Source organism: Streptococcus sp. VTCC 12886 (assembly GCF_049893425.1).
In the GTDB taxonomy this organism is placed as follows: Bacteria; Bacillota; Bacilli; order Lactobacillales; family Streptococcaceae; genus Streptococcus; species Streptococcus suis_AA.
In genome coordinates, this window is the sequence record NZ_JBMVJB010000002.1 from 52,318 (window position 1) to 78,591 (window position 26,274).

The 26,274-nt window shown below is 39.2% G+C and carries 33 protein-coding genes and 1 other annotated feature; of the genes, 28 read left to right on the top strand and 5 right to left on the bottom strand.

Going from position 1 to position 26,274, the window contains the following annotated elements; translation table 11 throughout:
* Nucleotides 1-177: 177 nt before the first annotated feature.
* The 3 genes from ACPC57_RS00925 to ACPC57_RS00935 all read right to left on the bottom strand — a co-directional run bounded on the left by ACPC57_RS00925 (nt 178) and on the right by ACPC57_RS00935 (nt 2,755).
* A complete protein-coding gene (locus tag ACPC57_RS00925) occupies nt 178-576 on the bottom strand; it encodes a DUF5684 domain-containing protein (RefSeq protein ID WP_289648966.1) in 399 nt (132 codons plus the stop codon).
* A 133-nt stretch (nt 577-709) separates the two neighbouring features.
* Entirely contained in the window at nt 710-1,930 is a 1,221-nt protein-coding gene (gene pepT, locus ACPC57_RS00930) for a peptidase T (RefSeq protein WP_434066104.1), read from the bottom strand.
* Nucleotides 1,931-1,939: 9 nt separating this feature from the next.
* On the bottom strand, nt 1,940-2,755 hold the full coding sequence (locus ACPC57_RS00935) for a Cof-type HAD-IIB family hydrolase (RefSeq protein WP_434066105.1): 816 nt from the start codon (nt 2,753-2,755) through the stop codon (nt 1,940-1,942).
* 369 nt (nt 2,756-3,124) lie between these two features.
* Here ACPC57_RS00935 and ACPC57_RS00940 point away from each other — a divergent pair, with 369 nt between their 5' ends.
* From ACPC57_RS00940 to ACPC57_RS01040, 21 genes are all read left to right on the top strand, one after another.
* The gene (locus tag ACPC57_RS00940; RefSeq protein ID WP_274504774.1) at nt 3,125-3,292 is read left to right on the top strand and encodes a hypothetical protein; all 168 of its coding nucleotides are present in this window, start codon (nt 3,125-3,127) and stop codon (nt 3,290-3,292) included.
* Between the two features lie 41 nt (nt 3,293-3,333).
* A complete protein-coding gene (locus tag ACPC57_RS00945) occupies nt 3,334-3,582 on the top strand; it encodes a hypothetical protein (protein WP_434066106.1) in 249 nt (82 codons plus the stop codon).
* 74 nt (nt 3,583-3,656) lie between these two features.
* Nucleotides 3,657-4,919 (top strand): DUF2130 domain-containing protein, encoded by a 1,263-nt coding sequence (locus tag ACPC57_RS00950; RefSeq protein ID WP_434066107.1) that lies wholly within the window; start codon nt 3,657-3,659, stop codon nt 4,917-4,919.
* Nucleotides 4,906-5,682, top strand: a complete 777-nt coding sequence (locus ACPC57_RS00955; protein ID WP_172040280.1) for a nucleotidyltransferase domain-containing protein — start codon at nt 4,906-4,908, stop codon at nt 5,680-5,682. Before ACPC57_RS00950 ends, ACPC57_RS00955 begins: the two co-directional genes overlap by 14 nt.
* The gene (locus tag ACPC57_RS00960) at nt 5,679-6,290 is read left to right on the top strand and encodes an alpha/beta fold hydrolase (RefSeq protein WP_434066108.1); all 612 of its coding nucleotides are present in this window, start codon (nt 5,679-5,681) and stop codon (nt 6,288-6,290) included. The genes ACPC57_RS00955 and ACPC57_RS00960 overlap by 4 nt, the downstream gene beginning before the upstream one ends.
* Nucleotides 6,287-6,520 carry a DUF1858 domain-containing protein gene (locus ACPC57_RS00965; RefSeq protein ID WP_434066109.1) on the top strand — a complete coding sequence of 78 codons (234 nt, stop codon included), beginning with the start codon at nt 6,287-6,289 and terminating at the stop codon, nt 6,518-6,520. Before ACPC57_RS00960 ends, ACPC57_RS00965 begins: the two co-directional genes overlap by 4 nt.
* On the top strand, nt 6,517-7,842 hold the full coding sequence (locus tag ACPC57_RS00970; protein ID WP_274504777.1) for a DUF438 domain-containing protein: 1,326 nt from the start codon (nt 6,517-6,519) through the stop codon (nt 7,840-7,842). The genes ACPC57_RS00965 and ACPC57_RS00970 overlap by 4 nt, the downstream gene beginning before the upstream one ends.
* 33 nt (nt 7,843-7,875) lie before the next feature.
* The gene (locus ACPC57_RS00975) at nt 7,876-8,307 is read left to right on the top strand and encodes a hypothetical protein (protein WP_434066110.1); all 432 of its coding nucleotides are present in this window, start codon (nt 7,876-7,878) and stop codon (nt 8,305-8,307) included.
* A 49-nt stretch (nt 8,308-8,356) separates the two neighbouring features.
* Nucleotides 8,357-9,235: a tRNA pseudouridine(55) synthase TruB gene (gene truB / locus ACPC57_RS00980; protein ID WP_434066111.1), complete on the top strand. Its 879-nt coding sequence runs from the start codon at nt 8,357-8,359 to the stop codon at nt 9,233-9,235.
* A 34-nt stretch (nt 9,236-9,269) separates the two neighbouring features.
* Nucleotides 9,270-10,190, top strand: coding sequence for a bifunctional riboflavin kinase/FAD synthetase (locus ACPC57_RS00985; protein ID WP_217374956.1), 921 nt, complete (start codon nt 9,270-9,272; stop codon nt 10,188-10,190).
* A 155-nt stretch (nt 10,191-10,345) separates the two neighbouring features.
* Complete coding sequence (locus ACPC57_RS00990; protein WP_171988644.1) at nt 10,346-10,747, top strand: Spx/MgsR family RNA polymerase-binding regulatory protein; 402 nt, start codon at nt 10,346-10,348, stop codon at nt 10,745-10,747.
* Between the two features lie 4 nt (nt 10,748-10,751).
* Entirely contained in the window at nt 10,752-11,030 is a 279-nt protein-coding gene (locus ACPC57_RS00995) for a UPF0223 family protein (protein WP_434065549.1), read from the top strand.
* A complete protein-coding gene (locus ACPC57_RS01000) occupies nt 11,020-11,778 on the top strand; it encodes an inositol monophosphatase family protein (RefSeq protein WP_217374957.1) in 759 nt (252 codons plus the stop codon). Before ACPC57_RS00995 ends, ACPC57_RS01000 begins: the two co-directional genes overlap by 11 nt.
* Nucleotides 11,778-13,079 (top strand): RsmF rRNA methyltransferase first C-terminal domain-containing protein, encoded by a 1,302-nt coding sequence (locus ACPC57_RS01005; RefSeq protein ID WP_217375153.1) that lies wholly within the window; start codon nt 11,778-11,780, stop codon nt 13,077-13,079. The genes ACPC57_RS01000 and ACPC57_RS01005 overlap by 1 nt, the downstream gene beginning before the upstream one ends.
* Nucleotides 13,080-13,216: 137 nt before the next feature.
* Complete coding sequence (locus ACPC57_RS01010) at nt 13,217-14,086, top strand: phosphate ABC transporter substrate-binding protein PstS family protein (RefSeq protein ID WP_217374958.1); 870 nt, start codon at nt 13,217-13,219, stop codon at nt 14,084-14,086.
* A gap of 2 nt (nt 14,087-14,088) precedes the next feature.
* On the top strand, nt 14,089-15,006 hold the full coding sequence (pstC, locus tag ACPC57_RS01015; protein ID WP_217374959.1) for a phosphate ABC transporter permease subunit PstC: 918 nt from the start codon (nt 14,089-14,091) through the stop codon (nt 15,004-15,006).
* Nucleotides 14,996-15,883: a phosphate ABC transporter permease PstA gene (pstA, locus tag ACPC57_RS01020; RefSeq protein WP_217374960.1), complete on the top strand. Its 888-nt coding sequence runs from the start codon at nt 14,996-14,998 to the stop codon at nt 15,881-15,883. Before pstC ends, pstA begins: the two co-directional genes overlap by 11 nt.
* Before the next feature lie 24 nt (nt 15,884-15,907).
* Nucleotides 15,908-16,711 carry a phosphate ABC transporter ATP-binding protein PstB gene (gene pstB, locus ACPC57_RS01025; protein ID WP_172040285.1) on the top strand — a complete coding sequence of 268 codons (804 nt, stop codon included), beginning with the start codon at nt 15,908-15,910 and terminating at the stop codon, nt 16,709-16,711.
* An 11-nt stretch (nt 16,712-16,722) separates the two neighbouring features.
* Nucleotides 16,723-17,481: a phosphate ABC transporter ATP-binding protein PstB gene (gene pstB, locus ACPC57_RS01030; RefSeq protein WP_024392733.1), complete on the top strand. Its 759-nt coding sequence runs from the start codon at nt 16,723-16,725 to the stop codon at nt 17,479-17,481.
* A gap of 45 nt (nt 17,482-17,526) precedes the next feature.
* Nucleotides 17,527-18,183 carry a phosphate signaling complex protein PhoU gene (gene phoU, locus ACPC57_RS01035; protein ID WP_217374961.1) on the top strand — a complete coding sequence of 219 codons (657 nt, stop codon included), beginning with the start codon at nt 17,527-17,529 and terminating at the stop codon, nt 18,181-18,183.
* Between the two features lie 159 nt (nt 18,184-18,342).
* A complete protein-coding gene (locus tag ACPC57_RS01040) occupies nt 18,343-18,828 on the top strand; it encodes an EbsA family protein (RefSeq protein WP_217374962.1) in 486 nt (161 codons plus the stop codon).
* Here ACPC57_RS01040 and ACPC57_RS01045 read toward each other — a convergent pair.
* Entirely contained in the window at nt 18,820-19,014 is a 195-nt protein-coding gene (locus tag ACPC57_RS01045; protein WP_130555644.1) for a ferredoxin, read from the bottom strand. The genes ACPC57_RS01040 and ACPC57_RS01045 overlap by 9 nt on opposite strands.
* A 50-nt stretch (nt 19,015-19,064) precedes the next feature.
* On the opposite strand from ACPC57_RS01045, the gene ACPC57_RS01050 reads away from it, so the two are divergent.
* The 5 genes from ACPC57_RS01050 (at nt 19,065) to rplT (ending at nt 21,559) form a co-directional block, all read left to right on the top strand.
* Nucleotides 19,065-19,544, top strand: coding sequence for an SAG1386/EF1546 family surface-associated protein (locus tag ACPC57_RS01050; RefSeq protein ID WP_434066112.1), 480 nt, complete (start codon nt 19,065-19,067; stop codon nt 19,542-19,544).
* 8 nt (nt 19,545-19,552) lie between these two features.
* Complete coding sequence (gene cmk, locus ACPC57_RS01055; protein WP_217374964.1) at nt 19,553-20,230, top strand: (d)CMP kinase; 678 nt, start codon at nt 19,553-19,555, stop codon at nt 20,228-20,230.
* A gap of 26 nt (nt 20,231-20,256) precedes the next feature.
* Nucleotides 20,257-20,385 (top strand) — a sequence feature (ribosomal protein L20 leader region).
* 40 nt (nt 20,386-20,425) lie between these two features.
* Entirely contained in the window at nt 20,426-20,932 is a 507-nt protein-coding gene (gene infC, locus ACPC57_RS01060) for a translation initiation factor IF-3 (protein WP_216658258.1), read from the top strand.
* 27 nt (nt 20,933-20,959) lie between these two features.
* Nucleotides 20,960-21,160 carry a 50S ribosomal protein L35 gene (rpmI, locus tag ACPC57_RS01065; RefSeq protein WP_171988655.1) on the top strand — a complete coding sequence of 67 codons (201 nt, stop codon included), beginning with the start codon at nt 20,960-20,962 and terminating at the stop codon, nt 21,158-21,160.
* Between the two features lie 39 nt (nt 21,161-21,199).
* Nucleotides 21,200-21,559 carry a 50S ribosomal protein L20 gene (gene rplT, locus ACPC57_RS01070; RefSeq protein ID WP_012028296.1) on the top strand — a complete coding sequence of 120 codons (360 nt, stop codon included), beginning with the start codon at nt 21,200-21,202 and terminating at the stop codon, nt 21,557-21,559.
* A 565-nt stretch (nt 21,560-22,124) separates the two neighbouring features.
* On the opposite strand, the gene ACPC57_RS01075 is transcribed toward rplT, so the two are convergent.
* Complete coding sequence (locus tag ACPC57_RS01075) at nt 22,125-24,311, bottom strand: LTA synthase family protein (protein WP_434066113.1); 2,187 nt, start codon at nt 24,309-24,311, stop codon at nt 22,125-22,127.
* A 127-nt stretch (nt 24,312-24,438) separates the two neighbouring features.
* On the opposite strand from ACPC57_RS01075, the gene ACPC57_RS01080 reads away from it, so the two are divergent.
* Both ACPC57_RS01080 and aroD read left to right on the top strand, forming a co-directional pair.
* The gene (locus tag ACPC57_RS01080; protein ID WP_434065802.1) at nt 24,439-25,602 is read left to right on the top strand and encodes a class I SAM-dependent rRNA methyltransferase; all 1,164 of its coding nucleotides are present in this window, start codon (nt 24,439-24,441) and stop codon (nt 25,600-25,602) included.
* Nucleotides 25,599-26,273 carry a type I 3-dehydroquinate dehydratase gene (gene aroD / locus ACPC57_RS01085; protein ID WP_434066114.1) on the top strand — a complete coding sequence of 225 codons (675 nt, stop codon included), beginning with the start codon at nt 25,599-25,601 and terminating at the stop codon, nt 26,271-26,273. Before ACPC57_RS01080 ends, aroD begins: the two co-directional genes overlap by 4 nt.
* The last annotated feature ends 1 nt before the right edge of the window (nt 26,274 follow it).

Sequence of the window (26,274 nt, forward strand, 5' to 3'; positions counted from 1 at the left end):
GAGATCTTGAAGGCTGGAAATAGGGAGAACTGTGTTTGCGTCATTAAGCTATAGATATAGCTCTTTTACTTTCTCATTTCAAGGTTTAGTCATTTGATTTGGCTTTGATACATCGTCGCTTTCGGCTTGTCGTACTCTACGATAGTGACTTGTTTCGCAAGTCTTATTTCCAATATATTAATCAATAAAGAATTCCTGCGGGCCTTGGTAACGACTTCCGTCATTGAAGGCTAGGTAGAGGTTAAAGATTGGTGTAAAGAAAACATACAAGACAGCTTGTAGGGCTGACAGTCCAAAACTACGGCCAAAAGAGTAAACCAGATAGATGCCGTATAGAGGTCCTACTAGTGGAATCAGTAAAAGTAGGATGAACCATCTTTTTTCATAGCCAAATGTGATACATTGTTGGATATAGAGATTGTAAAATGGAATCAATGATTTCCAACCTGCATAGCCTGCTTTTTCAAAAAGGAGGTAGTTTGAAATAGCAACCAAGATATACCAAATAAGTGAGAAAAGAAGTGCTGTTCCCCAAATACCGATAAGGATACCTTGTAGTAATGTTTCGTTTGTCATAATAATTCTCCATTTCTATTTGATAATTCCATTATAATAGTATTAGTTCAATAATACAATATAGTTTTGCATTTTTTATATATTTTTTAAACATTTTAAAAAATCGGCTATCATTTGATAACCGATTTAAATCTTATTTAGAAGTAACAATTCCAAGGATGACGTCAACAGCTTGTTCCATGGTTTCAAGACTAACGAATTCGAAACGGCCATGCATGTTTTCACCACCTGCGAAGATATTTGGCGTTGGAATGCCCATGAAAGAAATCTTAGACCCATCTGTTCCCCCGCGAACAGGTTCAATGAGAGGTTTGATACCAAGATTTTCCATAACTTCTTTAGCAATGTTGATTGGAGTCATGTCTTTTTCGATGACTTTCTTCATATTATAGTACTGATCATGCAAGTGGACAATGACGCGTGGAGTGTCAAAGTTGGCATTCATTTCCTCAGCAATGTCCAGCATGAGTTGTTTACGTGCCTTAAAATCTTTTTCTTCAAAGTCACGGATTATGTAGCTAGTTGAAGCGGTATCAACAGTACCTTCCATGTTCATCAAGTGGAAGAAGCCTTGATAGCCTTCCGTTTTTTCAGGGCGGTCTTCTTCAGGAAGAGCATTGTGGAAGTCGATAGCTAGTTGGAAAGCGTTGATCATTTGATCTTTGGCTGAACCTGGGTGCACATTGCGTCCTAGAAAATCAACTTTAGCAGCTGCAGCTGAGAAGGTCTCGTACTGGAGCTCGCCTAGCGGTCCACCATCCATCGTATAGGCGAAGTCTACATCAAAATCTTCCACATCAAACTTGTCTGCACCGACACCGATTTCTTCGTCAGGACCAAATCCGACACGGATTTCACAGTGTTTGATGTCAGGGTTCTGCACCAGGTACTCAATTGCCGTCATGATTTCTGCAATTCCTGACTTGTCATCAGATCCTAGCAAGGTAGTACCGTCTGTGGTAATCAGGGTTTGACCCTGGTAGTTGGCAAGTTGTGGGAAGTCTTTTGGATGCAATTCATAGCCAGAAGTGCCCAAGGCAATTGGATTGCCGTCGTAGTTTTCGATGATTTGTGGGTTGACACCTTCTGCGTTGAAATCAGCCGTATCCATGTGGGCAATGAAACCAATTTTGCGTGTTAAACTTGGATCAGTGGCAGGTAGTGTCCCTACCGCAAATCCATTTGGTAGATAGTGAACATTCTGTAAACCAATGCGTTTCATTTCAGGCAAGAGAATGTTTTGTGCAAACTCAACTTGATTATAGGTAGAAGGTGTAGTTGTTGAGCTTTCATCAGAGCGTGTATTTTCTTTGACATAAACTAAAAAACGTTCTAAAAGTGTAGGGTATTTCATGTTGTCTCCTTACTTGTTCAAAATATGTTTTTCAATGGCTTTTGCAACACCATTGTTTTCATTGGTATCTGTAATGTCTTGGGCAATAGCCTTGACTTGTTCATTGGCGTTGCCCATGGCGATTCCCAGACCTGCAAATGCTATCATTTCAAGGTCGTTGTTGGCATCACCTATGGCCATAATTTCCTCAGGAAGAATACTGAGGCGGTCTGCTAGCTTTTTCAAACCAGAAGCTTTGCTTGCTCCTTCTGGTAGAATTTCCAAGAGATAGTCCTGTGAACGAACGGTGGAATAGCGTTGGCTGAGCAAAGTGTTATATTGATTTTCAAATGCATCAATGGCATTTTTTTCACCAACAAACATGGCTTCGAAGAAACGATGTTTACCTGATGTAGCCTCTTTAAGATCAATTGGTATTGGTGTCATACCAACTAATCCAGCATCTAAGGACACTGTCGCATTTGCTTGTTCTGCTAATACAAAGTACTCCTCTTCATCAAAAAGGGAGATTTGGACAGCATCACTAGTTGTGAAGGTACTGAGATATTCGATGTCTGAAATAGCTAATTCCTCCCAGTCAACTAGGGCCCAATTTTTTGTAGCATGTGTCGAACAACCATTATTGACAATGATATATTCTTCTTCCGTATCAAACCCTAGTTGTTTGACAAAGGGTTTTACGCCAACTAAAGGACGTCCTGTGCATAAAACCACTGTGACACCAGCTTTAACAGCTTTATGAATAGCGTCAATCTCTGCTTGTTTCAACTCTTTTTTTTCATTTAAAAGCGTTCCGTCCATATCAAGGGCGATGAGTTTTATCATAATATCCTCCTTGTTTTCAATAAGACTAGTATAGCACAAATCGGGAGAGGAATGATTGAAATAGTTAATCCTATTCTGAATAGTAAAATACATTAGGTGATAGATGATTGAAATAAAAGTATTAATAAATAGAGCTATATCAAAAATAGCAATGTTCATTGTGTGCCAAGAGAATCTAAATTCACTTGGAAAACAAATCTTGGAGCATGTGCCACGTAAACCGTGTTTCAATAGGTAGAAATGGTTGATGAAGGAAAGAGAACAGATTGTCGCTTTTATCAAGATATTATTTTTTCAATCCTTTGGAATGAATAGCTCCCTTGTTTGGTCATGATTAAAAATTTATAGACAGCTAGTGAACATCGGTTATTGGCCGGTGTTTTTTGGTATAATAAGAAAATAGAAGAGGAGTCACGTTTTAAGATTAATGTCCAGAAAGAATTAGATACCTATTTACTAACTATCTCTTATATTGTTCCAGCTGGTTTGGCTGTAACGTGGAATCTGCTAGCGACCGATTCTGGTTTTGTACGCTAGTTTCCACAGTTGAGAGTTGAGGGCGATAAGCTGGTTTTTAAATGGAAGGATTCTGTGAAGTGATGGTTCTTCTTGACTATCGAGAAAACCAGAAAATTGCCTACACGTGGGATTCAGCAATTGTTTCATTTACACTGTCTCATCAAGAAAATCGGACCTTGATTTCTTTTGAGGAACGAATTCCAGAAGATTTTGGTAATGAATTTGCGAACGCTCAAAAAGATATGACTGGTTGGCTCGTTCAGAACGAATGCATACAGGGCGCTCTTACATCTAGAGGACTTACCTGAGCGCAAAAACTTACAGGAGAAGTGGATATTTTTTAGAAGAACAATTGAAAGATTACTGATTAGAGGAGAAAAAGATGACTCATAATATTACCTGCCCTCATTGTGGGACGGCCTTTCAGGTCAATGAAACAGAATACAGTCAACTCTTAGCTCAGGTGCGTGGTGCGGAATTTGATAAAGAAATCCATGAACGATTGGCGCGTGAGACAGAACTATTGGCTCAGCGGGCTGAAAATGATTTGCAGGCTAGATTGAGTGATAAGGATAAGGAGATTCTGGAACTGACCGCAAAACTTGATACATTTGCTAGTCAGACGGAACTCAAACTCAGCTCTGCCATTTCTAAAAAAGACCAAGAAATCCAAGAACTTAAGGCTCAATTGGGGCAAATCCGTCTTGCCAAGGATTTGGAGTTGCAGCAGGCGGTAGCTCAGATGGAGAAGGAGCGGGATGCGGCGCAAAATGCTTTGGTTTTGCAGGAACAAAAGCAAGAGTTAGCCATGGCGACTATTCGTCAGGAGTACGAAGTACGGCTTAAGGCCGCGGATGAGCAGGTGGAATTTTACAAAAATTTCAAGGCCCAGCAGTCTACAAAGGCAATTGGAGAGAGCTTGGAGCAATTTGCTGAGGCGGAGTTTAACAAGGTTCGTTCCTATGCTTTTCCTCGTGCCAAATTTGCGAAGGACAACGAAGTATCAGTTTCCGGTTCAAAAGGAGATTTCATCTTCCGTGATTTTGACGAGTCGGGTTTGGAATTCATTTCCATCATGTTCGAAATGAAAAATGAGGCGGATACGACCAAGACCAAGCATAAAAACGCTGATTTCTTTAAGGAGTTGGATAAGGACCGTAGGGAGAAAAAATGCGAATATGCCGTATTAGTTAGCATGTTAGAGGCGGACAATGACTATTACAATACAGGGATTGTGGATGTTAGTCATGAATATGATAAGATGTATGTTATTCGACCACAGTTCTTTATCCAATTAATCGGAATTTTACGAAATGCTGCGCTTAATAGTCTGCAATACCAGCAGGAGTTAGCCTTGGTTAAGGAGCAGAATATCGATATTACTCATTTTGAAGAAGATTTGGAAATATTCAAGAATGCTTTTGCAAAAAACTATCAATCGGCCAGCAACAATTTCCAAAAAGCTATTGATGAAATCGACAAGGCAATCAAGCGAATGGAAGCTGTCAAGGCAGCCCTGACCACCAGCGAAAACCAGCTTCGCCTAGCCAATAATAAACTAGATGACGTCTCCGTCAAAAAACTAACCCGCAATAACCCAACCATGAAAGCCAAGTTTGAGGCGTTGAGGGATGATGAAGAGTAATGATATTCAAGAATTACTGAATGAAATTTGTATCATATTCCAAAATGAATTAGGAGAGAATTTACTTGGTATCTATCTGCATGGTTCTCTTGCAACAGGTAGCTTTATCTGGGAGAATAGTGATGTAGATTTTCTAGTAGTTGTTGAACATTCCTTAACACAGATAGAAAAAATAAGAATAATTCAATCTCTTTATACTTTGTTGCCCCAAACTCCTCCTAAAGGGTTGGAGATGAGTATTGTATTGAAAAGTTGTCTTAAACCATGTGATTATCCTGTCCCATATGAACTACATTTTTCAAATATGCATATTCAGGCTATCCATGATAATATAGAAAAATATTGTGATAATATGCAGGGAAGGGACGAAGATTTAACTGCACATATTATGGTTATCTGGCATAGAGGAATTAATTTATGGGGTCCAGATATACAACAACTGTTTGAAGAACCAAGGCGAGAAGATTACTTGAACAGTATTTGGTTTGACGTTCAAGATTACGAGAATAAAGTCTTGGAACAACCTGTTGACGCGGTACTAAATCTTTGTCGAACGCTTGCCTATTTTGATGAAAATACCATTCTATCCAAAAGAGAAGGTGGGGTGTGGGAACTTACAGTTTGTCATCCTATGTACCAAACTCTGCTAGAAGATACTTTAGCAGTTTACAATGGAGAACGATTAGAGGCAGTAATTGATAGGCAGTTAGCAAAACGATTTGTGGAAGAGCAGATGAGGCAAATACGGGAGAAAATCAGATGAAACTCATTATTTTACATGGTCTAGGACAGACTGTGGCCAGTTACGATGACTTGAAAAACTATTTGACCGATTTTGAGGTTGATGTGTTGGAATTGCCCAAGGCAAAGAATTTTGAACACCTTTGCAGTCAATTACGGAACAGATTGCAGCAGGAAAGCGAATCTTTTGTACTCTTTGGATTGTCGCTAGGCGGTGTTCTAGCTTTGGCTTTAGCCAATCATTTGCCCCAGTGTCGAGGGTTGATTGTTTCTGGTGCCCAGTATCGCTTAGAGGGGAATTGGTTGTTTGGTCTTCAAATCGCGATTATGTCTTTGCTTCCCAAGCCCTTTTATCGTAAGCAGGGGCTAGATAAGGCACAGTTATTAGCGTTGCAGAAAAGTATGCGTCAGCTTGATTTAAGGAAAGAAATTAGTCAACTCAGTCGGCCCACCTTGCTAATCTGTGGCTCAACGGACAAACCCAATCTGAAACCTGCACATGAACTGAACAAATTAATACCACAGGCTGAGCTGGTTATCATAAAGGGCGGAGGACATGAATTAAATGTTCATAAACCAGCGGAATTGGCTCAAGCCATCAAGCAATTTCTAAAGAGGTACTTTTCATGAACACCATCGACCTAAATCTGCCTGTGGCAGAGATTATCAACCAGCACCCAGAAGTCAAGGATATTTTGGTGGAGCTTGGTTTCAAGCCCTTGGCTAATCCAGCCATGCTGAACACAGTTGGTAAGGTAACCAGTCTGAAGACAGGCGCCAAGATGACCAAAATTCCACTAGACCGTATTCAACAGGTCTTGGAATGTAACGGCTATGAGGTGATAGGAGGAGAAGTATGAAAGACCAACGGATTGATATTTTGAAGAATATTCTCTTAGAACTGCACAATGGTGCCAGTCCGGAGTCTGTTCAAGACCAGTTTAATCAGCATTTCAAGGGAGTTTCTGCCCTGGAAATATCCATGATGGAGCATGAACTTATGTCCAGCGACACGGGGATCACTTTTGAAGATGTCATGAGCCTTTGCAATATCCACGCTAACCTCTTCAAAGGAGCCATTGCGGATGTGGAAGTGGCGGATATGGACCAGGAGGGGCACCCTGTCTATGTCTTTAAGCAGGAAAACCTGGCACTGCGGGCGGCAATTTTACGTATTCGCCGTATCATCGACCAGTATGGGCAGACAGAGGATGCGGAGCTGAAAGACCAGCTTCTGCAAGGTTTGACACGACAGTTTGACCTCTTGGGGCAGTTTGAAAACCACTACACGCGCAAAGAAAAGGTCTTCTTTCCGATTATGGAGCGGTACGGTCATGATTCACCGCCTAAGGTCATGTGGGGTGTGGACGACGAGATTCGCGACCTCTTCAAGACGGCTCGAAAAACTCTCGAAAGCGGCGACCTAGTGGCAACAAAGGCCCATTTTGAAGCCTTTGCCAAGGAATTTGAAGAGATGATTTTCAAGGAAGAGGCCATTCTCCTCATGATTCTGCTGGAGATTTTCACTCAGGACGACTGGCTCCAAGTGGCAGCGGACAGCGACGCCTACGGCTACGCCATTGTCAAGCCGACAGCCAAGTGGGTGCCCCATCGGGAGACTTTTGGGGAAATAGCAGAGCAGGCAGCAGACAGAGTTTCTCCGCAGCCAGCAGGGTCAAACCAGCAGATTATCGATACACCAGAAGGCCACTTCACCATTACCTTCACACCCAAGGAGAAATCGGAAACTGTTCAGGATAGGACCAGCCCGCAGACCTTTGGCAATGGTTACTTGTCTGTCGAGCAGGCCAATCTCATTCTCAACCATTTACCGCTGGAACTCACCTTTGTCAACAAGGACGACATTTTCCAATACTATAATGACAGCCACCCTGTTGAAGACATGATTTTCAAACGAACGCCAAGCCAGATTGGACGCCGTGTGGAACTCTGCCATCCACCTAAAATCGTAGACAAGGTCAAGAAGATTTTTGAACTGCTCCGCACAGGGCAAAAAGACGAGGTCACCATGTGGTTCAAGTCCGAGAGCATGGGCAAGTTTGTCTATGTGGTCTATAAGGCAGTGCGTGATGACCAAGGAGAGTTTCAAGGCGTTTTGGAGTATGTCCAGGATATTCAACCATTTTTTGAGATTGATAGCGATTTTCATCGAGAAATTTAGAAAATCTTGTATATAATTGTGAAAGGAAATTTTATGAAACAATTTGAGCGTATTTATGAGAATTTGGACTTAATCATTTTCAGAGCTGACTATATTGAGGGAAGAAGCGTAGAAGTGGCAGTTAGCTTGCAGGATTACTATTATTTGATACAGCATGTTGATAAAGAAGGAAAAGTTGAAAATGAACTGGATCATATCCCTATTCGTATCAGCAAGGCAAAAAAATTTAGAGAATTTTTGAAAGAAATGAAGCTGTTGGAGTGGCCTACACTAAGATTAGGTGATAAAGGGTATCATGATGCCCCATTGGTATTTTCGTATGGCTATGATGAAGAGGCTGAGGAAGGGATTGATGAAGCAGTTCCGCGTGATGCAGTACCTTCTGAAACCATGCGACATATTCACAAGGAACTTGAGAATTTGATAGGTACAACCTTTGGTAGTTATCGTTTCTACGATGAGTGATTGATAGCGGACCGCCCACTAGAGCGGTCTTTTGTGTTATAATGAGAACATGATTTCAGGAATTATTAACGTTAATAAAGAAGCAGGTATGACCTCGCACGATGTTGTTTTAAAGCTCCGCAAGATTTTGCAGGAGAAGAAGATTGGTCACGGGGGGACCTTAGACCCAGATGTGACAGGCGTTCTGCCCATCGCAGTCGGCAAGGCCACGCGTATGATTGAGTATATGCAGGAAGAGGGCAAGATTTACGAGGGGGAGATTACCCTCGGCTACTCGACCACGACCGAAGATGCGTCGGGCGACCTTATTGAGCGGACGCCTGTTTTGGACATAGCAGAGCAGGCAGTGGATGAGGCTATGGCCAGTTTTGTCGGAAGGATTACCCAGATTCCGCCTATGTACTCAGCTGTCAAGGTCAATGGCCGCAAACTCTACGAATACGCACGGGCAGGTGAAGAAGTCGAACGTCCCCAACGCCAAATTTACATATATAGTTTTGAACGTACCAGCCAAATTGAGTTGGCAGATGACTGTGCACGTTTTACCTTCCGAGTTCGTTGTGGAAAGGGCACCTATGTCCGTACTCTTTCTGTTGACTTAGGTGCTAAGTTAGGCTACGCCAGCCACATGTCTAAGCTGAAACGAACTGGTTCAGCTGGAATGGACCTAGCGGACGCCTTGACTTTGGAAGAAATTTCTTCGATGGTAGCTGAAAATGATTTTTCATTTCTCCAACCTATTGAACGTGGTATCGGGGATTTACCTGTTGTAGAATTGAAAGAAGAGCAGGTGCAAGATGCTACATTTGGTCGATTTGTAGAATTGAATGCAGAAGCAGAGCGCTTAGCAGGCTTTCATAATGGTCAGTTGATTGCTATTTTTGAAAAACGCGACCAGCTGTACAAACCGAGCAAGGTTTTGGTCTAAGAAATTTCTCAATAACTGTGATAAAATAAAAGACATGAATATAAGAACAATTAAAGATTTTAACGAATTGCAAAAAGAAGAACCAACTGTTTTGGTACTTGGCTATTTTGACGGAATTCACCTGGGGCATAAAGCCCTTTTTGAACGTGCACGAAAGGTGGCAGATGAACGAGGGCTGACGGTTACTGTTTTGACCTTTCCAGAATCGCCTCGGTTGGCCTTTTCTCGTTTTACACCAGAATTATTGCTACATTTAACAAGTGAGGGACAGCGCTATCTCTTATTGGAGAAATATGGTGTGGATCAACTGGTCATGACGCCATTTACTAGCGAATTTGCCAGTAATACTCCAGAAGAATTTATTGAGCGGTATGTAAAAGGGTTAAATGCTCAGGTCTTGGTTGCTGGATTTGATTATCATTTTGGAAATTGCAGAGCAGATGTCAAAGATTTGACAGAGCTATTTGATGGTCAGGTAGAAATTGTAAGTGAAGTGAGTTTGGGTGGAGAGAAAGTTTCTTCAACTCGCATTCGTCAGGCTATCCAGTCAGGGGATGTCACTTTAGCTAATCAACTTTTAGGTTATCCATTTATGACGGAGGGAATTGTGGTTCATGGAGATGCCAGAGGGCGCACCATCGGCTATCCAACAGCAAATCTAGCTCCTTTTGACCGTGTCTATTTACCATCTGAGGGAGTCTACGTCGCTGAAGTCGAAGTAGATGGAAAACGCTATCGAGCTATGACAAGCGTTGGAAAAAATGTGACCTTTGATGGAACTGAGATGCGGATAGAAGCCCATATTTTTGGGTTTGACCGCTTTATTTATGGTGAAAAAATAACTATTTTTTGGCTTGAAAAAATTCGAGATATGGTCAAATTTGATGGAATTGAGAGTCTCATGGAGCAGATGAAGTCCGATGAAAACTACGCCTTGCATTGGACAAGTAAGTAAACCAATAGATTTCAAAGAACTTGCTAATACATTTGTGTTAACAGTCATTAAATTTTATGAAAAATTAATATAATCCCTTTGGTTCCCTATTGAAAAAAATAACAAAATAAGATATAATATATTAGAAAAGCTTGCATAGAAGGGAATGTACGGGCATGATAACCTTATTTTTGTCACCAAGTTGTACGAGTTGTCGTAAAGCTAGAGCATGGCTGACTAGCCACGAGGTGCCTTTTAATGAGCATAACATTATGACTAGTCCCTTAACTGCTGATGAGCTACAACAAATTTTGTCTCTAACTGAAAATGGGACAGATGATTTGATTTCAACACGATCAAAAGTGTTTCAAAAGTTAGATATTGACCTGGATGAACTGTCCGTGAGACAGCTCATTGAGTTAATCGAGCTATATCCGAGTTTACTTCGGCGTCCGATTATCCTTGATGAAAAACGGATGCAGATAGGGTTTAATGAGGATGAAATTCGGGCATTTCTACCGCGAAACTATCGCAAGCAAGAATTAAAGAATGCAACATTACGAGCAGAAATAGGATAGAGACATGGATAAACAATACTCATATCCGCTTGATTTTTCGTGGAGCACAGAGGAAATTTCCTCAGTGCTTTCTTTTTTGAATAGAGTGGAAGAAGCATATGAAAAGGGTGTAGAAGCAAGACTCGTTCTTGAACAGTATAAAAAGTTTAAAGAAGTTGTAAGAAGCAAAGGGCAAGAAAGACAAATTGATCGATATTTCGAAGAAGCGTCAGGTTACTCGAGCTATCGAGTTGTAAAGGCTGCCCAAGAAAAACAGAAAGGAATGATCCGATTTGGAAACTAAATATCATTTTGCTAAGCAGATTATTCTTGAAGCGGGCGAGTTCTTACGTGATCATTTATATGACCCTCTTATTATAGATGAAAAAACCAATCCTCAAGATTTAGTCACGCACTTAGATAAACAGGTACAAGACCAATTGAGCCAAAAGATTCTTTCGGAATTTCCAATGGATAGCGTATTTGGTGAAGAAGGTGGACAAACTGGTTCCATAAAAGAGGGAAAGGTATGGGTGCTGGATCCGATTGATGGGACAACGAATTTTATCGCTCAAAAGAATGACTTTTCCATTCTTTTGGCATATTTTGAAGATGGTGTTGGTCAATTCGCAATCATATATGATGTGATGCAAGATAAATTATTTCATGGTGGAGGGCAATTTCCAGTTTATCTCAATCATCAACAACTTGAGATTCCCACAGCTACATCTTTGAAAAGAAGCTTGATTGGTTTAAATGCAACCTTATATGCTACAAATCAGTATGGCTTAGGTGACTTGGCCGATCATTCATTAGGGACTCGTTCTGTTGGTAGTGCTGGAATTGGTTTCTCTCACGTCTTAGAAGGACGCTTATTAGCTTATGCTTCAAATCTTTATCCATGGGATTATGCGGCGGCGAGCATTTTAGGGGAAGGTTTAGATTGTCAGTTATTGAGCTTAGAAGGTGATGCTCCCCAATTTTCTGGTCGAGAACATGTGATGTTGGTCCCAAAAGCTAGTTTGAGTGAGATTAAGAGGTTTATCCATTGATACAATTACCACAGGAATTTATTGAAAAATATACGCACTTGCTTGGCCCAGATGCCCAAGCATTTTTTGAGAGTTTTGAATCTTCTGCAGTTTCTGGCTTTCGTACAAATCCTTTAAAAGAACAACAGAAGGAATTCCCAGATGCAATACCGAATATGCCTTGGTCTTACTACGGTAAGGTTTCTGGAAAGTCCATCGAACATGTGACAGGTTTGGTTTATTCTCAAGAACCCGCTGCACAGATTGTTGGGCAAGTTGCTGCTCCTGAAAAAGGGATGAAGGTACTGGATTTAGCAGCAGCTCCTGGAGGAAAGACCACCCATTTACTTTCATATTTAGAGAATACAGGGATTTTAGTTAGTAATGAGATTTCAGCCACAAGATCCAAAATTCTTGCCGAAAATATCGAGAGATTCGGAGCAAGGAATGTGGTTGTCACAAATGAGTCAGCTCAGCGATTAGCAAGTGTTTTTTCAGATTATTTTGATATGATTGTCTTGGATGCACCTTGTTCTGGCGAAGGAATGTTTAGAAAAGACCCGGATGCTATTCAGTATTGGTCTAAAAACTATCTTGCTCAGTGTGCGCAGTTGCAAAAGGAAATCTTGGAATCAGCTCTTGAAATGCTTGCACCTAATGGACAACTCATTTACTCTACCTGTACGTGGTCGCCTGAAGAAAATGAAGATATTGTTCGATGGTTATTGGAGCAATATGCTTTAGAATTAATTGATATTCCGAAACAAAATGGTATGGTTGAAGGTATTGGCTATCCTGAGACGGCTCGGATGTATCCTCATCGTTTTAAAGGAGAAGGACAGTTTGTAGCGAAATTTCGATATAAAGGGGAAGGTTCCACGAAAAAAAGGAAATTTGGGAAGTCAAATTTAAATCGTGAACAGCAACAATTATGGCAGTCTTTCAAACAAGAACACCTGACAATACAATTTGACGGTGTTTTACAGGCGTTTGGAGATAATCTCTATTTATTACCCAAGGAGCTTCCTGATTTATCTAAAATTAAAATTGCACGTAATGGTTTACATCTGGGTGTGTTTAAGAAGAAGCGCTTTGAACCCAGTTTTGCTCTCGGCCTTGCATTACATAGTGATGAAGTGATGAAGCGAGTTGAAATTTCAGCGGAAGATTTTCAAAAATATACTGCAGGTCAGACGATTGAGGTGCCTAAAGAATTACCAAATGGTTGGTATCAAGTTGCCGTTGCTGGAAATGGGCTAGGCTTTTCAAAAATCGTTTCTGGAGTATTGAAAAATAGCTTCCCCAAAGGACTAAGATTTTAAGTCAGAAGAAGCAAATTATTTTTGCAACTTGTCTTGTTATATGTTATAGTGGATAAGTGGAAATTTCTTGTAAATACTATGTAAAAATCAAGTAAAAAACTAGGAATTCCACTGAAAAACGTAAAGGAATATTTGATATGAAAACAAAGCATAAGCTAGGAATTGCAGCTTTATTTCTCATCTCTAGCATGGCTTTATCTGCCTGCTCTGCTTGGATTGATCGTGGAGAATCCATTACCGCAGTTGGATCAACAGCACTGCAACCCTTGGTTGAAGCAGCAGCCGATGAGTTTGGTTCGACAAACCTAGGAAAAACGATTAACGTCCAAGGTGGGGGGTCAGGTACTGGTCTTTCGCAAGTTCAATCTGGTGCAGTTCAGATTGGGAACTCAGATGTCTTCGCAGAGGAAAAAGAAGGAATTGACGCTAGTCAGCTCGTAGATCACCAAGTTGCTGTTGCAGGTCTAGCAGTTATTGTTAATGAGCAAGTAACAGTTGATGACATTTCAACGGAAAATCTTCGTAAGATTTTCACTGGTGAAATTACGAACTGGAAAGAGTTGGGTGGTAGTGCTCTACCAATTTCAATCATTAACCGTGCAGCTAGTTCAGGGTCTCGAGCAACTTTTGATGCAATTATCATGAATGGTGAACAAGCTATTCAAAGTCAAGAACAAGATTCAAATGGGATGGTCAAATCAATTGTAGCTCAAACACCAGGAGCTATTTCATACTTGGCTTTTGCCTATTTGGATGATTCTATCAAAACAATAAAGTTGAATGGTTTTGAGCCAACGACTGAAAATGTATCAACAAATGATTGGCCGATTTGGTCCTACGAACACATGTATACGAAGGGTGAAGCTGATGGTTTAACCAAGGAATTTCTTGATTACATGTACTCGGATGAAGTGCAAGAAGGTATTGTTGTGAGCATGGGCTATATTTCAATCAACGATATGAAAGTAGAAAAAACTGCTGATGGTGTGGTATCAGTGAAGGAGTAGGGATGAAAAACGAACAACTCGAAAAAGAATTATCGATGCCTTCCAAAAACTCTCGTTTGGAAAAGTTTGGACAGGTATTGACGTTTCTTTGCCTTAGTTTGATTGTATTTATTGTGGCTATGATTTTAATTTTTGTAGCTCAACGCGGGCTGTCAACTTTCTTTGTAGATGGTGTAAACATAACAGATTTTTTATTTGGTGATAAGTGGGAACCAAGCTCTAAAACTTTTGGTGCCTTACCCATGATTGCTGGTTCATTCATTGTTACCATTTTATCAGCCATTATCGCCACTCCGATAGCGATTGGAGCAGCTGTTTTTATGACTGAAATTTCTCCAAAGCGTGGTGCAAAAGTTTTACAACCTGTTATAGAACTTTTGGTAGGTATTCCATCAGTAGTCTATGGTTTCATTGGACTCCAAGTTGTTGTACCATTTGTACGTTCTATTTTTGGTGGTACTGGTTTTGGTATCTTATCAGGGGTATGTGTTCTCTTTGTTATGATTTTACCGACAGTAACATTTATGACCGTTGATAGTTTGCGAGCTGTACCTCGTCATTATCGTGAAGCTAGTCTTGCGATGGGTGCGACGCGTTGGCAAACAATTTGGCGTGTTACCTTGAATGCAGCTAAGCCAGGTATTTTTACCGCTGTTATTTTTGGTATGGCTCGTGCATTCGGTGAGGCTCTTGCAATTCAAATGGTAGTTGGTAACTCAGCAGTTATGCCTACGTCATTGACTACACCAGCAGCGACATTGACCTCCGTCTTAACGATGGGTATCGGTAACACTGTTATGGGTACCGTCCAAAATAACGTGCTCTGGTCATTGGCTCTTGTCTTGCTCTTGATGAGCCTTGTCTTTAACATGATTATGAAATTTATTACAAGAGAGGGTAAGAAAAACTATGCACGCTAAGAAAATGGATAAACTTGCGACAGGAGTTCTATACTCAATCGCAACAGTGATTGTTATTATCTTAACAGCGCTTATCCTCTTTATTCTTGTGAGAGGGTTGCCACATGTCAACTGGCATTTTTTGACAAGCAAGTCATCTTCCTATAAAGCTGGAGGAGGGGTTGGAATTCAGTTATATAACTCATTTTTCCTCCTAATCATTACGCTGTTGATTTCTGTGCCTCTATCAACTGGAGCAGGTATCTATTTAGCTGAATATGCAAAAAAAGGACCTTTGACAAACTTTATTCGCACTTGTATTGAGATTTTGTCTTCTCTGCCATCTGTAGTAGTTGGTTTGTTTGGCTACTTAATCTTTGTTGTACAATTTGAATATGGTTTCTCTATTTTATCAGGCGCTTTGGCATTAACAGTCTTTAATTTACCACAGATGACACGTAATGTAGAGGATAGCCTTCGCCATGTGCATCATACACAACGTGAAGCAGGATTAGCACTCGGCTTATCTCGTTGGGAAACTGTACTTCATGTTGTTATCCCAGAAGCCCTTCCAGGTATCGTTACAGGTATCGTATTGGCATCTGGTCGTATTTTTGGTGAAGCTGCTGCTCTAATTTACACAGCTGGTCAGTCTGCACCAGCTCTTGACTGGTCTAACTGGAATCCATTAAGTGTTACAAGTCCGATTTCAATCTTCCGTCAATCAGAAACCCTAGCGGTACATATTTGGAAGGTAAACAGTGAGGGTACAATTCCTGATGCGACTCAAGTTTCTGCTGGATCTGCAGCAATTCTCTTGATTTTCATCTTACTCTTTAACCTCTCTGCAAGATACATCGGTAAAAAACTTCATGCGAAAATGACTTCTGCAGCGTAGAAGTTAGCATAATAAGGAGAAAAAATGGCAGATTACAACTGGAATGAACGCCATATCATTACATTTCCAGAGGAAAAAATAGCCCTTTCAACAAAAGATGTTCATGTTTACTATGGTAAAAATGAAGCAATCAAGGGCATTGATATGCAGTTCGAGAAAAATAAAATCACAGCTTTGATTGGACCATCGGGTTGTGGGAAATCAACTTATCTTCGCAGTTTGAATCGAATGAATGATACGATTGATATTGCAAAAGTAACTGGTCAAATCCTCTATGAGGGAATTGATATCAATAAACCAAACATGAATGTCTACGAGATTCGTAAGCATATTGGAATGGTTTTCCAACGTCCAAATCCTTTTGCAAAATCCATTTATCGTAATATCACTTTTGCGCATGAGCGTGCAGGTGTAAAAGATAAAAAAGTTTTGGATGAAATTGTTGAGACATCATTGAAACAAGCTGCACTTTGGGATCAGGTAAAAGATGATTTGCATAAGTCAGCCTTCACCTTATCAGGTGGTCAACAACAACGTTTGTGTATTGCCCGAGCTATCTCAGTGAAGCCTCAAATTTTGCTCATGGATGAACCGGCGTCAGCACTTGATCCGATAGCGACAATGCAATTGGAAGAAACCATGTTCGAGTTGAAGAAGAATTATACCATTATTATCGTGACACACAACATGCAACAAGCAGCACGTGCGAGTGATTATACAGCGTTCTTCTATTTAGGCGATTTAATTGAGTATGATAAGACGGCAAATGTCTTTCAAAATGCGAAACTTAAATCTACTAGCGACTATGTTTCAGGTCATTTCGGATAGAAAGGAAAACTATGACATCCCCTATTTTACAAGTAAAAGATTTGTCTGTTTACTACAATAAGAAAAAGGCCTTAAATAGTGTTTCAATTGACTTCTATCCAAATGAAATTACAGCCTTGATTGGTCCTTCTGGTTCAGGAAAATCAACACTTTTGCGGTCTGTAAACCGTATGGGAGATTTAAATCCTGAAGTGACTCTGACGGGTGCGATTGATTATAATGGGAAAAACATCTATAGTCCACGTACAGATACTGTAGATTTGCGCAAGGAAATTGGAATGGTTTTCCAACAACCAAACCCATTTCCAATGTCTATTTATGAGAACGTTGTCTATGGACTTAGAATCAATGGTATTAAAGACAAGCATGTTTTAGACGAAGCTGTTGAAAAGTCTTTGATCGGTGCATCCATTTGGGATGAGGTAAAGGATCGTCTCCATGATTCAGCATTAGGTCTTTCAGGTGGTCAGCAGCAGCGTGTATGTGTTGCTCGTGTATTGGCAACTAGTCCCAAAATCATTTTGTTAGATGAACCGACTTCAGCCCTAGACCCTATTTCAGCAGGTAAGATTGAAGATACACTCTACGGATTGAAAGAACGGTATACAATGATTTTAGTGACGCGTTCTATGCAACAAGCTTCACGTATTTCAGATCGTACAGGCTTCTTTTTAGATGGCGACCTAATTGAATACAATGACACCAAAGAAATGTTCCTAAACCCTATTCACAAAGAGACTGAAGATTATATCACAGGTAAATTTGGATAAACCATCTAATCAGAGCGTTTAAAAAGATATAGAAAAGAGATTCATATGCTAAGAGCACAATTTGAAGTAGAACTAGGCAAGCTTCACAATCAATTTTATGCTATGGGTAATGAAGTATTAGGACAGATTAACAATACTGTTCGTGCATTCACGACTCATGATCGCGAATTAGCGAAGGAAGTAATTGAAGCAGACAAAAAAATTAATGAGTTTGAAGTAAAACTAGAGAAAAAATCTCTTGAGATTATTGCGCTTCAACAACCCGTTTCAACTGACCTACGTCGAGTGATTACAGTCTTAAAAGCAACCAGTGATTTAGAAAGAATGGGCGATCATGCTGTTTCAATTGCAAAAGCAGCCATTCGCATGAAAGGTGAAGTTCGTATTCCTATAGTCGAGGAAGAAATTAAGAATATGGGCAAAGAAGCCCGTCGTTTAGTTGAGTCCTCACTCGATTTGTATTTAAATTCTGGTGATATTGAGACTGCTTACGAAATTGCGGCCAGTGACGAAATTATCAATGAATATTATTCTAAAATTCAAGAATTGACAACTGAAGAGATTAAAAAGAATCCAGATTCACTTATTGCAGGTAGAGATTACTTCCAAGTGTTAACTTATTTGGAACGTATTGGTGACTATGCGAAAAACATTTGTGAATGGGTTGTGTATCTTCGTACTGGTGATATCACTGAGTTGTAAAACCAGTTAATCTTCAAGAAGTTAAGAAGGAAAAATGTTACTAATTGGTTACATTTATGCTAAAATTTGTAATGAAAATGTAATAAAAATTACCAAATGTTAGAGATTTTCATAGGAAAATCTCTTTTTTTATGCTAGAATAATAGTTGGAGGATAGCAATGATAAAAATTTTTGGGAAAATACGTTATCACTGGCAACCAGAATTTTCGTTGGGAATCATATACTGGACAATGGCATTTACCCCGCTATTTATCGCTTTGTCGCTTCTATTAGAAAAGCTAAAAATGTCCACTTTATTTTTTGTGTTAGTCAGCCTTTCTGTTTTAATGTGCCTTCTTGGAACAAGACGGTATTTTGAAATAAAAGAATATCATTTAAGAATTTCCACAGCTAATCCTTTTAAAACAAAAAAATTACTGATGAAGGATATCAGTAGAATCGAAGTGTCCTATTTGGCGATTCGTATTTATACAATAACCTCTCCTGAGGGAGAACTCTATCATATGCGTAAATGGCCAAAAAATTATTTTGTGAATCATATAGCAATACATCCAGAGTTTTCAGGGGAGATAGTATTAGTTGATCACCTAATCAAACAGGACTATTTTGAGGAATATTATAGTAAGCAAGCAACTTCAGTCTAATCGAATCGCTTTAGTGGGACATGATTTTGCTGCTTTCAAGATGCTATCTGTTAGTGGGTGTTCTTTTTCTAAAGCTTCGCTATCAGAAAAGATGACAATACCGTCATCATTGTAATCAAAAAGTTCTGAGTAGGTTTGGCAAAGACCACATGCAATGCATCTTTCCGGAATTAATTTTATATTCATATTGATATTTTAATCGTATTGTACGAAAAACACAAGGAGAAACTAGGCTCATGTCAAAAGAACCATGGAATGAAGAAGTTTATACCTCACAATCTGCGAGTCGCAAAGATCGAATAAAAAATAGTGTTGCGAGTACGCGAATTTTCACAGTACTGGCTATTATTTTCTTTATCATAATGCTTGTTGTTTTAGTGGTTTCCATCTACCTATCAACAGGTGGTAGTTCAACTAATTCAAAACAAGAATTTTACAATGCAAGCAATGCTAGTAGTGTCGTTTCCTCTTCTTCAACAACGAGTGAGGAAAGTACAACATCTGAAAGTACTACAGATTCTAGCACTGAAACGACGACTTCGTCAGAAGCAGGAGATGGTTCAACCATTACTGTTGAAGCTGGGGAAGGAATTGGGAGTATCGCGGCCCGTGCTGGTATTTCAATTTCAGAGCTAGAACGTTTAAATCCAGATAAAATGGTCGGACCTGGTGGAACATGGTGGGCCAATCCTGGTGACATTGTTCGTATTAGATAAGAGGAGTTATGAAATCAATTCAAATCGCTATTGATGGTCCTGCTTCGAGCGGGAAATCAACAGTAGCTAAAATTATTGCAAAACAATTAGGATATACCTATTTAGACACTGGGGCCATGTATCGTTCAGCTACATTTCTAGCGTTGAAGAATGGTATAGAGGTGTCAAATCAAGAGAAAATCGTTGAGTTGCTTGAATCCAATCCGATTCGATTTGGCAGGGATGAGAATGGAGTGCAACTTGTATTTGTTGGTGAATGTGACGTGACGTTACCTATACGCGATAACCAAGTGACTAATAATGTTTCTGCAGTAGCGGCACTTCCTTTGGTAAGGGAAAAATTGGTTCATTTACAACAGGAAATTGCACAAGCTGGTGGTATCGTCATGGATGGTCGTGATATTGGCACTGTCGTACTTCCTCAAGCGGAGTTAAAAATCTTTCTCATTGCATCGGTTGAGGAACGGGCTTTGCGTCGTTTTAAGGAAAATACGGAACGTGGCATCGAAACTGATTTGGAAACCTTAAAGGAGGAGATTGCAGCTCGTGATTTTAAAGATTCAAACCGAGCAATTTCGCCATTAAAAGCAGCGGATGATGCAATCACTTTTGATACGACCGGTGTGTCCATTGAAGGTGTTGTGAAATTTATTTCAGAAAAAGCGAAAGAAATACTTGACAAGTAGTTGGAGAGATGATAAAATAGTCATATTGAGAAAAGCAGAAGTGAGAGCTTCTCGCCTTGCGACTAACGTTGTCTGGCTCTACGATTTAAGATTTCTTCGGAAAGAATAATGGTGTAGTGCGGACTTGTTTAGCAGGTCCGTTTTGTTTTTCTCGAAAAAAATAAAATGAGGTGAAAAGCCATAGCAAAGCAAGATTTGTTCATCAATGATGAAATTCGAGTGCGTGAAGTTCGTCTTATCGGTCTTGAGGGTGAACAGTTGGGAATCAAACCGCTCAATGAGGCTCAGGCCATTGCTGATAATTCAAATGTGGATTTAGTATTGATTCAACCACAAGCTAAACCGCCAGTAGCTAAAGTCATGGACTACGGTAAGTTTAAGTTTGAATATCAGAAAAAACAGAAAGACCAACGCAAGAAACAAAGTGTTGTTACTGTAAAAGAAGTACGTCTAAGTCCAGTAATTGATAAAGGGGATTTTGAGACAAAACTTCGTAATGCCCGTAAATTCCTTGAAAAAGGAAATAAAGTCAAGGTTTCGATCCGTTTTAAGGGTCGTATGATTACCCACAAAGAAGTTGGAGCGAAAGTATTAGCTGAGTTCGCCGAAGCAACCCAAGATATTGCGATTATTGAACAACGTGCTAAGATGGACGGTCGTCAAATGTTTATGCAATTGGCCCCAGCTTCAGAAAAAAAATAAGCTTTTTACGCTAAAAGGAGAATTAAAATGCCAAAACAAAAAACTCACCGCGCATCAGCTAAACGTTTTAAACGTACAGGTTCTGGTGGATTGAAACGCTTCCGCGCTTATACTTCACACCGTTTCCACGGTAAAACTAAAAAACAACGTCGTCACCTTCGTAAAGCAGGTTTGGTACATTCTGGTGACTTTAAGCGTATAAAATCAATGCTTACTGGTTTGAAATAAGCCGACTACTAGAATTTAAATTATTTGGAGGAAAATTAAATGGCACGTGTTAAAGGTGGCGTTGTTTCTCGTAAACGCCGTAAACGTATTTTAAAATTAGCTAAAGGTTACTATGGAGCTAAACATCTCTTGTTCCGCACTGCGAAAGAACAAGTTATGAACTCTTACTACTATGCATACCGTGACCGCCGTCAGAAAAAACGTGATTTCCGTAAATTGTGGATCACTCGTATCAATGCGGCTGCTCGTATGAATGGTTTGTCTTACTCACAATTGATGCACGGTTTGAAATTGGCTGAAATTGAAGTGAACCGTAAAATGCTTGCTGATTTAGCAGTAAACGATGCAGCAGCTTTCACAGCTCTTGCAGATGCTGCTAAAGCAAAACTTGCTAAATAAGCATATAGGATTTGAAAAAAGCTTGGAAAACTTCCAAGTTTTTTCTTTACATTTTTTTGTACATTTTGATTTTGAAGATAATGGAGGAGGTGCAGGTAGCTAGAACAGCCTAAAGGCTGTTCTAGGTTGGAAATAAGACTTGCGAAACAAGTCACTTTCGTCAAGTCACTTTCGTAGAGTAGGGCAAGCTGAAAATGAGGATGCATCAAAGCTAATTCAAATGACCGTACTTTTAAAAATTCAATATTTTTCAGTGTCACCGCAATGCTGATTGAATGTTCTTAGTGGAGTTTTCAAGCATTTTATTGAAATATAAAACAAATATTGGCATATCCTCTGCATGGGTACGAGGTTGATCAAAATGCCTTAGTATAACTTCTCAGAGTATATGGCACAACATAGCGATATGCTTGATAAGGGTTTTATTAGTCTGTGAGAGTGATGCTGTTTGAAGCTATACTGCTTTTCATTTTATGAGTATGCGTGAGGTTGTCAAGGTAATGAGAAATTATTCTAGAAGTAAAAAAAGGACACTGACGTGTGATTGGTCAATGTCCTTTTTTTATTATTCACTAGAGCTAGTCTTTGTTGATGAACTTGTGGAAGTAGTAGTGCTTGAGCTCGAGGCATCACTGGATGATGAACTACTGTGTAATTCCAGATAACTTGGAGCTTTAAAGAGGTCAACAGTTGATTGATTATTGTTTTTGCTATATAAGCTTGTTGATTTGATTCCAAGTTCTTTTTCTAAAGCTAATAAAGTTGCGAGTGAATCTATGTAATTGTATTGACTTGCGTCTAAGGCTGTTAAACCATTGTCATAGAATCGGATAAGATCCCCAGTCTGAATGGCGTCACTAGCAGATAATTGCGCCGCAGCAGAGGCTTTTATATCATCAATTTCTTTTTGAGTAACTTCATCTGGATTGGTTATTTCAACTCCAGTTTCAGTATAGTATATTTTTCCGCCATAACTGGTATATTTTGGTGTGATAAAGTTTCCTGCGGTTCTGAGAGCAACGACTTGACTGTGTTCGCTAGAGAGCATATCTTGTCCAACTTGAAGATAATTGTTTGCTTCAATTCCTAAGAGGTGTTCGAGAGTCGGTAAGGCATCTATTTCACCACCAAAAGTATCGATAATTCCACCATTTGTCATTCCAGGTACTACAATCATATATGGAACTCGTTGCATCATTGCATTGTCAAAATCTGACCAAGTTTGAGAATCTTTTCCGATTAATGGAGCTAAGTCCGGGTTGCGAGAATTTGAAATCCCATAGTGGTCGCCATATAGAACAATGATTGAATTTTCATACAAACCAGTAGCTTTCAAATAGTCAAAGAATGCCTTGATTGAGTCATCTAAATAGTTAGCTGTAGCAAAGTACCCGTTGATAGTTTCATCAGGTGTATCTGCCAAAGGGAAGCCAACTTCATCGCCAATTAGACTGGAAGTGTAGGGATAGTGGTTTGACACCGTGATGAATTTTGCGTAGAAAGGTTGTTGCAAATGTTCGAGATACTGAATCGAGTCTGCGAACATGATTTTATCATTCAAACCATACTGGAATGAGTTTTCAGCAGTCGCCTCAGAGAAATAGGACTGGTCAAAGAAGTAATTGTAGCCCCATTGTTTATAGGTATTATTTCGGTTCCAGAAGCTGGCTGAGTTACCGTGGAAAACAGCGGAAGTATAGCCTCCATTCTGAGAAAGGATATAAGGCGCAGCCTGCTGTGTATTGCTTCCTCCATATTGAACCATGAATGAGCCTTGATTGAGACCAAAAAGAGATGTCTCAATCATAGTTTCAGCATCAGAAGTCTTTCCTGCTTTAACTTGATTAAAGAAATTTGAAAAGGCCAAAGTAGACTGTGAATGGTAGAGAGAGTTGAGAAATGGTGTTACTTCATATTCAACGCCATCAACGTTCAGTTTATAATCAATTACAAATTGTTGTAAACTTTCTAAGTGTAGATAAATGACATTCCGTCCTTTTGCGATTCCAAAATAGTCACTATTGGGTGAGGCGTAATGTTCTTGAATGTACTCTTCTACAGGAACAAGGTCCTCTGCTGTTGCATCAGAACGATCCTTTTCCGTAGTGTAAGTCTGATGTGCATTATAAGTAAAGAATGCAGGTAAACCTAAAGCCCGTACGATATACGTATTTGAAAATCCACGAGTTAGTAATTCTGGGCGATCAATCTCAGCAGTAAAAAGGTTTACTGAAAATAATAAAATTGCTAAAGAAGAGACTGCAAAACTAGCTCTTTTTGAGAAAGGTTTAGGGTTTAGTTTGTATGGTTTTTTTCTTAATACTATTGCAATGATAATAAAATCCGCAAAATAGACTAAATCCCATAAGTTGAATAACTCGAGTGCTGTCTCACCAAGACCAGTGGAAACACTCGAAGTTGCCAACATTGTAGAAACTGAAATGTAATCAGCAAATTCTCTATAATAGACGACATTTGAGAAAAGCCATAGGAACAAAACAAGATAGATGGTTATGGCAATTCCATAAAATAGCTTAGTATTTTTTATATAAAGTGCTAGTCCGAGTAAAAGTAATGCTAGTGGAATTGGATTAAAAATAGCAATTAAATATTGCAATAAACCAGATAAATCCAAACGAAAATCAACAAAATAGGCCCAAAGGGATTTTGTCCAATAACTTAATAATAGTAAAACTATGAATCCAATACGAGTCTGATAGTTCTTTTTTATGATGTCAATTAGTTTTTTCACAATTAGTAGTCTCCACATCCCTTTCTAAAATCTTTGTACATTATATCATATCATATTTTATAAAAAAAACTGCAATAATACGAGTTTTTTTGGCATATAGTTTAATTCATGATATAATAGAAAATGTATGAAAATAATAGTTAGTACCATTGTAGAAAAAAAGATTAATAAAGGAATCAGCCTTTTAGACAGTTCAGATTTCAAGGAAAACCAAAACCTACCTGATGGTCAAGTGTCCTTGTTTTCTAAGAGTAGAAGATATTTAGGCGAGGCTTACTTGTCTCCACAAAATAAGGGAATTGGTTGGCTTTTTAGTCGTAATAAAATAGCATTGTCTGTAGATTTTTTTACTAATCTCTTTAAAAAGGCAAAAACAGTACGCCAGCCGTTCTACCATTCAAATTTGACAACAGCTTTTCGCTTATTTAATCAAGATGGTGACGGTTTTGGTGGATTGACAATTGATTTATATGGAGATTACGCTGTTTTTTCTTGGTATAATACTTTTGTCTATTCCATTAGGCAGTTAGTTATTGAGGCCTTTCAAATTGTATTTCCTGAGGTAGTTGGAGCTTACGAGAAAATTCGTTTTCAATCAGAATTAAGAGATTCTAATTTCCTGTATGGAGATCAGGCCCCGGATACATTCACTGTTAACGAAAATGGTGTTGCTTATCAGGTATTTTTAAATGACGGATTGATGACTGGAATTTTCTTGGATCAACATGATGTTAGAGCTTCACTGGTTGATGGACTTGCTAGCGGTAAAAAAGTGCTAAATATGTTTTCATATACAGCTGCTTTTTCGGTTGCGGCAGCTATGGGTGGGGCGAGTGAGACTGTCTCAGTTGATTTGGCGAAACGATCACGTGATCTATCTAAAGCTCATTTTATGGCAAATGGTTTACCTCTTGATCACCATCAATTCGTTGTAATGGATGTTTTTGAATATTTTAATTATGCAAAGAGAAAGGGATTGAAGTTTGATATGATCATTCTGGATCCACCTAGCTTTGCTCGAAATAAAAAGCATACATTCACAGTGTCGAAAGATTATTACAAACTGATTGAACAATCACTTGAAATCTTACATTCAGATGGCATGATTATTGCCTCAACCAATGCTGCAAACATTTCGATAGACAAGTTTAAACAGCAAGTTCAGAAGGGACTTGGAAAAGTTAAGTATCGCTTTTTACAAACTTATCGCTTGCCAAACGATTTTACAGTTAATAAAAATGATGAAAGTAGTAATTACCTTAAGGTCTTTACGATACAGGTGCAAAAATGAAAATTGTTGTTCCAATAATGCCTAAAAATTTAGAAGAAATAGAAGCAATTGATAGAGAACGATTATCTGAAGCTGACATTGTTGAATGGAGAGCTGATTTTCTTCCAAAAGCTGAGATATTGAAAGTTGCACCTGCCGTTTTTGAATTATGTAATGGTAAAGAGGTATTATTTACGCTTCGAACCACACGTGAGGGTGGACACCTAGATTTAGAAGATCAAGAATATGTCAATCTAATTAAGGAAGTTGCAGCAATTTACCAACCAGACTATATTGATTTTGAGTACTATTCTTATCAGTCTGTATTTGATCAGATGTTGGATTTCCCTAACTTAGTTTTAAGTTACCACAATTTCAAGGAAACACCTTCCAATTATTTGGAAATCATTTCTGAGCTTACACGTTTATCTCCTGCGGTTGTGAAAATTGCTGTTATGGCAAACTCCGAGCAGGATGTACTTGATGTGATGAATTATACTCGTGGGTTTAAAACATTGAATTCTGAGCAAGAGTTTGCTACAATTTCAATGGGGGCATTAGGAAAATTATCTCGGATATCAGGATTTGTAACGGGTTCAAGTTGGACTTTTGCAAGTTTAGATGAAGCTTCTGCCCCTGGCCAGATCTCATTGGCAAATACACGAAAATTTTTAGATATATTGGAGAACTAGT